This is a genomic window from Salipiger sp. (assembly GCF_059781815.1).
Genome location: NZ_JBYNAH010000204.1, coordinates 1 through 9661, shown reverse-complemented (window position 1 = coordinate 9661; position 9661 = coordinate 1). Strand labels below are relative to the sequence as shown.

Here is a 9661-nt window from a genome sequence, read left to right as displayed (position 1 = left end):
GATGGCATAGCTGCCCGAGACCCATTTCGCGAGGTCGATATCGGCGCAACGCTTGGAGCAGAACGGACGGTATTTCGCCTCGGTCGGCTTGCCGCAGATCGGACAGCTCATTTCAGCACCTCGCGCAGCGGCATGCGCTCGCGCTTGCGCTGCAGCTCCATCAGGCCGAGCTGGGTCCAGCCGGCGAGGATGGTCTCGGTGGCGTCCTGCTTGAGCGCGGCGCGGAGCACCTGCTCCATCTGGCGGCGGTCCTTCTTGGGGGCCGGGGCGGCGTCGACGAGAATCTGCCCGCCAAGCCCGCGCAGCCGCAGCTGGCGCGGCAGCTCGCGCAGAGCCGCCATGTTGGCCTTGAGGCCGGCGGCGGGCGAGGTGTCGTTGCCGGTGTTGATGTCGATGGCGACCAGCGCGCGGGTGGGTTCGATGCACATCGAGCCGCCGCCCGGGAGCGGCACCAGCGGCGAGCGCAGCTCCTCGAGCGCGTCGAGCACGCCATGCCGCTCGAAGCTGCCGGGCTCGGCATCGACGTCTTCGCTTTCCCACTCGCGCCAGGCCAGCGCATGCGGGCCATCGCCCTCGACCAGCGTCTCGGCATCGCCCGTGGCGTCGGCCATGACCTGCGCCGCGAGCTGCACCATGGCAGCGATGTCCTCGGCGATGTCGTCGGGATCGCCCGAGGCGCAGGAAGAGCGCAGGATCAGCCCGTGATCGCCCTCCATCACCTCATGCGCGATGCCAAGAAGTTCGTCGCGCAGATCGTCATCCTTGATCTGGCGCGAGACGTTGATGCCCGGCGCGCCCGGGGTGACGATGGCGTAACGCGACTTGAACAGCAGCCGCGTGGTCACCGGGATGGCCTTGCCGGGCTCGGCGAAGCCGGTGACCTGCACCAGCAGCGCGTCGCCGGGGGCGAGCCCCTTGACCTGCCGCAGGAAGGCGTTGCCGTCGGGGGTGCGCAGGAACATGCCGCCCTGCCCCTTGACCGGGCGCAGGGCCACGGCGCGATAGATCGTGCCCGGACGCGGATGGTCGCTGTCGATGAGCAGATCGTGGAGCTGTCCGTCGACGATCAGCGCAGCGGCCTCCGTCCCGTCGAGCTCGTCCAATGCGATGGTTCGTCCCTTCATGGGGCCGACTTGTAGAGCGGGAACCCGGCGGCTTGAAGCAGATTCGCGGTCTCGGCGAGCGGCAGGCCCACCACGGCGGTGAAGGAGCCGCCGATCCACGGGATGAAGGCACCGGCCATGCCCTGGATGCCGTAGCCCCCGGCCTTGCCGCGCCAGTCGCCGCTTTGCAGATAGGCGTTGAGCTCTTCGTTGGAGAGGCTCTTCATCTTCACCTGCGTGACCACGTCACGCTCCCAGACCCTGTCGCCACGGCGCACAGCGACGGCGGTGATCACCCGGTGGCGACGCCCCGACAGCGCGGTGAGGAAGGCTGCGGCCTCCTTCTCATCTTCCGGCTTGCCGAGGATTCGCCGCCCTAGCGCGACGGTGGTGTCAGCGGAGAGCACGATCTCGTCGCCGGCGGCGGGGATCGCCTCGGCCTTCTCGCGGGCGAGGCGCACGCAATAGGGCCGCGGCAGCTCGCCGCGACGGGGATCTTCGTCGATGTCGGGGGGGCGGATGTCCGCAGGCACGATGCCCAGATGCGCCAGCAGCTCACGCCGGCGCGGAGATCCGGAGCCCAGAACGAGCTTCATGCGCGGGCCCGAGCGGGCGCTGCCCGCATTGCGGGGTTCGCCAGTGTCTTCAGGCCCATGCGAGGCTTACTTGAAGCGGTAGTTGATCCGACCCTTGGTCAGATCGTAGGGGGTCATTTCCACCTGGACGCGGTCGCCAGCCAGAACACGGATGCGGTTCTTGCGCATCTTGCCTGCCGTGTGCGCGATGATCTCATGGCCGTTCTCGAGCTCGACCCGGAATGTCGCGTTGGGCAGGAGTTCCTTTACGACGCCGGGGAATTCGAGAATGTCTTCCTTGGCCATGGTCACTCCTGTGATTGCAATTCCGCCCTAGTTCGCGGAACGCACAAGGATATGCGCTCAATTCGCGCGTAATTCAAGGGCGCATTGGCCCGGAAATCAGGAAAGGCTCCGCAAGACGGCGGGGCTGTCACGCCCGGCCTGCTCTGCCCAGTGGGCGCGGTTGAGCACGACACCATCCTTGCGGACCCGGCTGACGGCGTCAAGTTCGAGCGTGGCATAGGTCCAGCCGGGCTGGTTCATCTGCCCTTGCGCCAGCACGCCATCGGCGGGAAAGCCGGTGTCGGGCGGGCCGAAGATGCCGCCCATGCCGCAATTGGTGTCGACCGCCTCGGACCAGTCGCAATCGCCCACGGTGGAGGCCATCACCGTCACGCATTGCTGCTCGAGCGCGCGCGCCATGGCGCCGATGCGCACCCGGTTGTAGCCATGCGCGGCCTCGGTGCAGGAGGGGACGAGAATCAGGTCGGCCTCCATCATCGCGCGGGCCAGCAGCGGGTATTCGCTGTCGTAGCAGATCAGGATACCGATCTTGCCGAGCGCGGTGTCGAAGAGATGCAGCGGCCCGCCGCCCACGACGCCCCAGTCCTCGCGCTCGAAGCGGGTCATGATCTGCTTGTCCTGATGCCCCATGGCGCCGGAGGGGGCGAAGAAGCGGGCGCGGTTGACCGGGCGGGGGCCGATCGCGGGGTCAAAGACCGGGGCGGAGGCGGCGAGGATATGAACCCCGTGCCGTTTCGCGAGCTCGGCATGGAGCGCGTCGGCCTGCGGGATGCGGTCGGAGACCGCGTGCAGCGAGGCCTCGAGATCGGCGGCGGCCTCTTTCCCTGCAAGCGTCGCCAGCTCCATCGCGCCGTATTCCGGGAACACCAGCAGGTCGGCGCCCTGCCCCGCCGCCTCGTCGACCCAGGAGGTGAGCTTTGCGGCGTAGGCCTCCCAACTGTCGAGGAAATCCATCTGGTAGGCGGCGGTGGCGAGTTTCATCGTGGCGGTCCTTTTGGAGGCGTCGGACCGGGGCGCTGCCCCGGACCCCGGGATATTTCTGGCCAGAAGAAGCCAGGGGCGCGGTCTGTTGGCGGTCAGGTCAGGGATTTGATCCAGAACTGCAAGGAATGGTCGGATTCCGTGGCCTGATCGGTGTCTTTCCATCGGAAATGTGCAAGAGCGCTGGGGAGTGGCGCGTAGCCGCGCTTGCGCCAGAACGGATCGAGCGGGGCATAATCCGCCGGGCGGAGCGGGTGATCGGCGGGGCGCTGGACGGCGCAGAAGGCGGAGCGGGTGCGGCCCAGCGCGCGGGCGTGGGCCTCGCGCAGGTCGAAGAAGCGATGGCCGACGCCGCGGCCGCGATAGGCCGGCAGCAGCACGGATTCGGCGCAGTAGAAGATGGTGGCGAGGTCGAGGCCGGTTGCAGCGAAGGCGCTCGCGAAGTCGTCGGAATGGTCTTCCATCGGCGTGCCGGTGGCGGCGCCGACGAGGGTCTCGCCGTCGAAGGCGCCGACGAGCACGGCGCCGGGGCTATCGCGGTAGGTCTGCAGGTAGGCGCGCTCGTAGGCGAGATCGCCGTCATAGAGATAGGGCCAGTCGCGGAACACCGCGATGCGCAGCCGCGCCACATCGTCGAGCGCGGCGTCGAGCGCCGCGCCGGTCAGCACCTCGACCCGCATCAGCCGACCTGCCGGATCCAGTCCGCGAGGTTGTAAAAGGTCACCACGCGGGTGATCTTGCCGTCCTTCAGGGTGAAGAACGAGCCTGCGGCCAAGCGGTAGGTCTGGCCGTTGGCCTCGGGCAGGCCGGAATCAGTGGCGAGATAGGTGCCGTTGACGATGTATTCGGCGGCGGCGCGGGTGCCGCCCTCGGCCTCGAACACCACCATGTCGGTGAGGGTTTCGTCGTAGCAGTGGGACATGTGGGCGCAGAACTCGGCGAACTTGGTCTTGCCGGTGCGCACCTGCCCCTCGTTGACGTGATGCGCCACCTCTGCATCGAGGCAGGCCAGCATTCCTTCCGTGTCCTTGGCGTTGAAGGCGTCGAAATAGCGCCGGATGGTGTCGGTTGCGCTCATGTGGCTCCCCATCTGCTCTTCAGCTTGTCTGTGATCTGGTCGCGTGTCTGACGGTAGGCGTTGAGCTTCATCTCGCGGGTCTCGCCCAGCCCGGTCGGGTCCATCACCGGCCAGTATTCCACCGTCAGGTGATAGTAGCGCGTGAGATCGAGCGCGGCGCGCTGAGAAGCCGGCGACATGGCGACGATCAGGTCGAAGCCCGACAGCGCCTCGCCCATCTCCTCGAGTTCCTCGAAGCTGCGCGAGCGGTGCTTGTCGAGCTCGACGCCGATTTCGCGACAGACCGCGATGGCGAAGCCGTCGATGTCGAGATCGTTCACCACGCCCACCGATTGCACATAGGTGTCGAAGCCGTAGAGCTTCTTCATGATCCCTTCGGCCATGGGCGAGCGCACTGCGTTGTGATCGCAGCAGAACAGCACCGATTGCGGCAGTCCGGCCAAGCCTCAGCCTCCGAAATGCAGCACGCAGATGAGGGTGAAGAGCCGGCGCGCGGTGTCGTCATCGACCTCGGCCTTGCCCTCGAGCCGCTCCTGCAGGATGCGCGCGCCCTCGTTGTGGATGCCGCGGCGGGCCATGTCGATGGTCTCGATCTGGCTCGGCGCCGCGGATTTCACCGCGTCGAAATAGCTTTTGCAGATCTGGAAATAGTCCTTCACCACCTGCCGGAACGGCGACAGCGAGAGGTGGAACTCCGCCGCCTTCTCGTCGGCCTCGGTGGCGATGTCGAAGACCAGCCGCTTCTCACGGATCGCAAGGCCCAGCTTGTAGGGCCCGGCAGGCACCTCGCGGCCGTCGCGCGCGGGCAGCGTGAAGGAGTTCTCCTCCATGAGGTCGAACATGGCGACGCGGCGCTCCTGCTCGATCTCCGGCGTCGGCGGCGGCAGGTTGGCGTCGTCTAGGTCGATCTGCGAGATGTGGCTCATGAGCGCTGTCCTTCACCGGGCCTGAAAGGCTTAACGCGACCGGCATCACACTGCAATGCGGCGGAGCGATGCGATGTCGCGTTTCCCGCATGACGGGAAATGTGATACAATTGCGCATTCTTTGCCTGCATTTCCTTTCGGAGCACGCCCATGCCCCGCCGCGCCATCGTCCTCATCCCCGGCTTCGGCCGCACCGAACGCAACCTTACCCGTGACCGGTTGGTGCGCGCCCTGCGCCACTATACCGACGGCTGGCGGGTCGAGCAGCTTGAGGATGGCGACGGGCCGCGCGCCGGGGCCGCCTGCCTGCGCGCCACCGCGCGCATCGGCGGCGCGAGCCGCGACATCGACGTCTACGAGGCCTACTGGGCCGATCTTGTGCCGGACTGGAGCCGGGAATCGCCCTGGGTCCGGTTCAAGCGCGGCGGGCTGTTGCTGCGCTACTGGCTGTTCGGCGGCGCCCGGGCGTGGCGCGATCGCGGCGAGGCGCCGCCGCGGGCGGCCACCGCCATGCGGCTGGCGGCGCTGGCGCTGATCCTGTGGTGGCTGGTGGTGGCGCTGCTGCTGTTGCAGACCTTCGGGGCGATTTCGATCCCCGATGCCTTCGGTGCAATCCCCGGCTTCGAGCATCTCTGGGCCAAGATCACCGCCGGGGCGGCGGCGGTCACCACCTCGGTGCTGGCGGGGCTTCTGCTCTGGGTCTGGAGCCTCGGCTATCTCGAGCAATTCGCCAATATTTCGGCCTATGCCAAGGCCTACCTGCGCGACGAGCCCTGCGGCGACGACGACATCGGGCTGCGCGCCAAGACCAAGGCGCGGGCGCTGGAATTGCTCGACCAGGTCGGCGACGTGAGCGGCGACAAGGCCTATGACGAGATCTACGTGGTCGGGCATTCGCTCGGCGGCGCCATCGCGGTGGATGCGCTGGCCGATTATGGCGACCGGCTCGATCACGTGGTGCTGTTCACCTGGGGCTCGGCGCTGGGGCTCTTGTCGCAGCAGGAACCGCTGGTGGAATGCGAGATCGCCAAGTTCTACGAGGCCAAGCCGCGCATTCGCGGCTGGATCGACGTGGTGTTTCCGCAGGATTACATGGGCTCGCAGGTGCCGGTGCCGCGCCGGATCGATGCCGCGGGCAAGCCCGGCGCGCTCTACGATCCGGTGTTTCCGAAGGCGGTCACGCCGCATGTGCCGCGCGGCATGCACCTGTTCGAACTGGCCGACATCCACGAGGCCTATTACCGCTGCGAAAAGGCGCTGCTGTTGCTGGTGCAGCCGGGCAGCGCCCTGCCCGTCGCAGAGCAGGCGCCGCCCAAGCCGGCCCCGAAGACGGTCACCAAGCTGCGGGTGACCTGAGCCTTCAGTCGTTCATCTTGCGCAGCCGCGCCGTCACGCTGAGCCCGTGCGCCTGAAGGCTTTCCGAGTTGGCCAGCACCTCGGCGGCGGGGCCGATGGCGCGCAGCGCCTGTGGCGACATCTGCGCCAGCGTGGTGCGCTTGAGGAAATCCAGCGCCGAAAGGCCGGAGGAGAACCGCGCCGAGCGTGCCGTGGGCAACACGTGGTTGGGGCCGCCGACATAGTCGCCGATGGCCTCCGGGGTCCACTGGCCAAGGAAGATCGCACCGGCGTGGCGGATCTTTTCCGACAGCGCCAGCGGGTCGGCGACGCAGAGCTCGAGGTGCTCGGGCGCAACCCGGTCCGAGAGCGCCGCCGCCTCGTCGAGATCGCGTGCCACGATGATGGCGCCGAAATCGCGCCAGCTGGCGCCGGCGATGGCGCCCCGCTCGAGCACCTCGATCTGGCGCTCGACCTCGGCCGCCACCGCCTGCCCGAAAGCGGCATCGGTGGTGACCAGGATCGACTGGGCGCTCTCGTCATGCTCGGCCTGGCTCATCAGGTCGAGGGCGATGAACTCGGGATCGTTCTCGGCATCGGCGATGACAAGGATTTCCGAGGGCCCGGCGATCATGTCGATGCCGACCTTGCCGAAGACCCGACGCTTGGCAGCGGCCACAAAAGCGTTGCCCGGGCCGGTGATCTTGTCGACCGGGGCCACGGTCTCGGTGCCGTAGGCGAGTGCGGCGATGGCCTGCGCCCCGCCCAGGCGGTAGATCTCGTCGACCCCGGCGATGCGCGCGGCCAGCAGCACCAGCGGGTTCACCACGCCATCCGGCGTCGGCACGGTGATGCAGAGCCGCTCGACGCCCGCGACCTTGGCGGGAATGGCATTCATCAGAACCGAGGACGGGTAGGACGCCAGACCGCCCGGCACGTAGAGCCCGGCTGCGGCCACCGGGGTCCAGCGCCAGCCCAGCGTGGCGCCGTCGGGATCGGTCCAGAGCGCGTCCTCCGGCATCTGGCGCACGTGATAGGCGCGGATCCGCTCGGCGGCCTTCTCCAGCGCTGCGCGCTCGTCGTCGGGCACGCGAGCGCATTCCGCCTCGATCTCCCCGGGCGTGAAGGCCAGCCGCTCGGGCGTCAGCTCGAGCCGGTCGAATTTTGCGGTATAGTCGATCAGCGCCGCGTCGCCGCGCGCCCGCACCTCGGCGATGATCGCCGCGACCGTGTCGTCGACATCGGGGCTGTCCTCGCGCTTGGCCGTCAGCAGGCGGGAGAACTCGATCTCGAAATCCGGCTCGGTGGTATCGAGGAAAACGGGCATGGCGCGGTCCTTTTCGCTGTCCAGCGCCTCTTACCCCCTGCCCGCCCCCGCCTCAAGCGTCTGGGGCCTTGATCCCGGTCAAGGCCGACCCACACAGGCCGCGCTAACATTCCACGGACGGGGAGTGAGTCAATCTGGGGAGGAGGAAACCCATGAAGACCCTTGCAACAATCGCCGGCATCCTGGCGCTTGCATTGCCGTTTGCGGCGTCTGCGGACGAGGCCGGCGAGATGGAATACATGAACCACTGCGCCGCCTGCCATGGCGAGAGCGGCATGGGCGATGGCCCGTTGGCCGAGCTGATGACAGTGCCGGTGCCGGACCTGACGCAGGTCACCGCGCAGAATGACGGCGTGTTCCCGATGCTCGCCATGATCCAGGTGGTCGACGGGCGCACGGGCATCCGCGGCCACGGCTATCCGATGCCGGTCTGGGGCAAGCGCTTCAAGAGCGAGGTCGAGGACGAGATCGGCGCCTATGCCAGCGAGATCGTGGTGCGCGGACGCATCCTGTCGCTGGTCTATTACCTCGAGTCGATCCAGGCCGAGTGACCGGCCCGGATCGGGTTCAAAGCTCGTGGTCCGGGATCTTTCCGGACACCGCCCGGTAGGGCCGCGTGACGTCGCGCAGGCGAAGCTCCAGCGCTTCGACCTGCGCGCGCAGCGCGCCGTCGCCCGCGAGGGTGAAGACCACGTGTCCCGCGCCCTCCTCGGTGGGCTCGAAGCTCACCGACAGGATCGACAGCACCATCTCGGGATCGTCGCGCGACACGCCTTGGCTCGCCACGCCGATGACGTTCTCGACCGAGAGCAGCGCTCGCACCCGCTCGGGCGGCGAGACATGCACCCCGTCCTCGCGGCGCAGGCGGTTGACCAGAAGGGTCAGCCGCTGGTGGCGTTTCTGCCAGGCGACATCGCCCACGGTCAGCACCGCGTCCTGCACCAGCGCCGAGAGCACCTGCAGATCCTCGGGGTCCATCGCGCCGAGGTTCAGCGGCGCGCCGGCGGCGTCTTCAAAGCGTGCGTCGGTCACTCGTTTTTCACCCGTTCGATCTTGGCGCCCACGCCCGAAAGTTTGCGCACCACGTGTTCGTAGCCCCGGTCGAGGTGGTAGACCCGGTTGACCACGGTTTCGCCCTCGGCGGCAAGGCCTGCGAGGATCAGCGAGACGGAGGCGCGCAGATCGGTGGCCATCACCGGCGCGCCCTTGAGCTTGTCGACCCCGGTGACCTTCGCGGTGCCGCCATGCACGTCGATCTGCGCGCCCATGCGCATCAGCTCGGGCGCATGCATGAAGCGATTCTCGAAGATCTTCTCCTCGAGCACCGAGGTGCCCTCGGCGGTGCAGAGCAGCGCCATCATCTGCGCCTGCAGGTCGGTCGGGAAGCCGGGGAACGGCTCGGTCACCACGTCGACCGCCTGCACGCGGCCATTCTTGCGGCTGACCTTGAGGCCGGTCGCGGTCTCCTCGACGCTTATGCCCGCCGCATCGAGGGTCTCGCAGAAGCTTTTCACCAGTTCGATGGTGCCGCCGAGGCACTCAACCTCGCCGCCGGCGATGGCCGGGGCCAGCATGTAGGTGCCAAGCTCGATGCGGTCGGTGACCACGCGGTGGGTGGCCCCGCCAAGCGAATCGACGCCCTGCACCTCGATGGTGCCGGTGCCCTCGCCCGAGATCTGCGCGCCCATCTTCTGCAGACAGCGCGCGAGATCGACGATCTCGGGCTCGCGCGCGGCGTTCTTGATCAGCGTGGTGCCCTTGGCCAGCGTCGCCGCCATCAGCGCGTTCTCGGTGGCGCCGACCGAGACCAGCGGGAAATCGACCACGCCGCCTTTCAGACCGCCCACGGGCGCCTTGGCATGAACATAGCCCTCGCGCAGGTCGAGCTCGGCGCCCATCGCCTCGAGCGCGCGCAGGTGCAGATCGACCGGGCGGGCACCGATGGCGCAGCCGCCGGGCAACGACACCTCGGCATGGCCGTGCTTGGCCAAGAGCGGGCCCAGCACCAGGATCGAGGCGCGCATCTTGCG

Annotated in this window: 14 protein-coding genes; 2 read left to right on the top strand and 12 right to left on the bottom strand. The window is 68.0% G+C overall.

From position 1 onward, the window contains the following. The 9 genes from AC6RA4_RS19605 to AC6RA4_RS19565 all read right to left on the bottom strand — a co-directional run. Nucleotides 1–111 (bottom strand): DNA gyrase inhibitor YacG (locus AC6RA4_RS19605; RefSeq protein ID WP_500163252.1); only part of this gene is annotated, 111 nt, incomplete at its 3' end. Beyond that, nucleotides 108–1124, bottom strand: a complete 1017-nt coding sequence (locus AC6RA4_RS19600) for a ribonuclease E/G (protein ID WP_500163250.1) — start codon at nt 1122–1124, stop codon at nt 108–110. The genes AC6RA4_RS19600 and AC6RA4_RS19605, both read right to left, overlap by 4 nt. Beyond that, nucleotides 1121–1699 carry a Maf family protein gene (locus AC6RA4_RS19595; RefSeq protein WP_500163248.1) on the bottom strand — a complete coding sequence of 193 codons (579 nt, stop codon included), beginning with the start codon at nt 1697–1699 and terminating at the stop codon, nt 1121–1123. Before AC6RA4_RS19595 ends, AC6RA4_RS19600 begins: the two co-directional genes overlap by 4 nt. A 66-nt stretch (nt 1700–1765) precedes the next feature. Then, nucleotides 1766–1984: a translation initiation factor IF-1 gene (gene infA / locus AC6RA4_RS19590; protein ID WP_007792573.1), complete on the bottom strand. Its 219-nt coding sequence runs from the start codon at nt 1982–1984 to the stop codon at nt 1766–1768. A 96-nt stretch (nt 1985–2080) separates the two neighbouring features. Beyond that, the gene (locus AC6RA4_RS19585) at nt 2081–2965 is read right to left on the bottom strand and encodes a carbon-nitrogen hydrolase family protein (RefSeq protein ID WP_500163246.1); all 885 of its coding nucleotides are present in this window, start codon (nt 2963–2965) and stop codon (nt 2081–2083) included. Nucleotides 2966–3060: 95 nt separating this feature from the next. Continuing rightward, complete coding sequence (locus AC6RA4_RS19580; RefSeq protein WP_500163244.1) at nt 3061–3645, bottom strand: GNAT family N-acetyltransferase; 585 nt, start codon at nt 3643–3645, stop codon at nt 3061–3063. Continuing rightward, nucleotides 3645–4043, bottom strand: a complete 399-nt coding sequence (locus AC6RA4_RS19575; protein WP_500163243.1) for a ketosteroid isomerase-related protein — start codon at nt 4041–4043, stop codon at nt 3645–3647. The genes AC6RA4_RS19580 and AC6RA4_RS19575 overlap by 1 nt, the downstream gene beginning before the upstream one ends. Continuing rightward, on the bottom strand, nt 4040–4486 hold the full coding sequence (locus AC6RA4_RS19570; RefSeq protein WP_417743369.1) for an arsenate-mycothiol transferase ArsC: 447 nt from the start codon (nt 4484–4486) through the stop codon (nt 4040–4042). The genes AC6RA4_RS19575 and AC6RA4_RS19570 overlap by 4 nt, the downstream gene beginning before the upstream one ends. A gap of 3 nt (nt 4487–4489) precedes the next feature. After that, nucleotides 4490–4969, bottom strand: a complete 480-nt coding sequence (locus AC6RA4_RS19565) for a UPF0262 family protein (RefSeq protein WP_500163240.1) — start codon at nt 4967–4969, stop codon at nt 4490–4492. A gap of 150 nt (nt 4970–5119) precedes the next feature. On the opposite strand from AC6RA4_RS19565, the gene AC6RA4_RS19560 reads away from it, so the two are divergent. Then, nucleotides 5120–6325, top strand: coding sequence for an alpha/beta hydrolase (locus tag AC6RA4_RS19560; protein ID WP_500163239.1), 1206 nt, complete (start codon nt 5120–5122; stop codon nt 6323–6325). Between the two features lie 4 nt (nt 6326–6329). On the opposite strand, the gene hisD is transcribed toward AC6RA4_RS19560, so the two are convergent. Then, entirely contained in the window at nt 6330–7631 is a 1302-nt protein-coding gene (hisD, locus tag AC6RA4_RS19555; protein ID WP_500163237.1) for a histidinol dehydrogenase, read from the bottom strand. A gap of 152 nt (nt 7632–7783) precedes the next feature. On the opposite strand from hisD, the gene AC6RA4_RS19550 reads away from it, so the two are divergent. Next, nucleotides 7784–8182, top strand: coding sequence for a c-type cytochrome (locus AC6RA4_RS19550; RefSeq protein ID WP_500163235.1), 399 nt, complete (start codon nt 7784–7786; stop codon nt 8180–8182). Nucleotides 8183–8198: 16 nt separating this feature from the next. Here AC6RA4_RS19550 and AC6RA4_RS19545 read toward each other — a convergent pair whose 3' ends face one another. Both AC6RA4_RS19545 and murA read right to left on the bottom strand, forming a co-directional pair. After that, nucleotides 8199–8663 (bottom strand): DUF2948 family protein, encoded by a 465-nt coding sequence (locus tag AC6RA4_RS19545; RefSeq protein ID WP_500163233.1) that lies wholly within the window; start codon nt 8661–8663, stop codon nt 8199–8201. After that, the coding region (gene murA / locus AC6RA4_RS19540) for a UDP-N-acetylglucosamine 1-carboxyvinyltransferase (protein ID WP_500163231.1) at nt 8660–9661 on the bottom strand (1002 nt) is incomplete at its 5' end. The genes murA and AC6RA4_RS19545, both read right to left, overlap by 4 nt.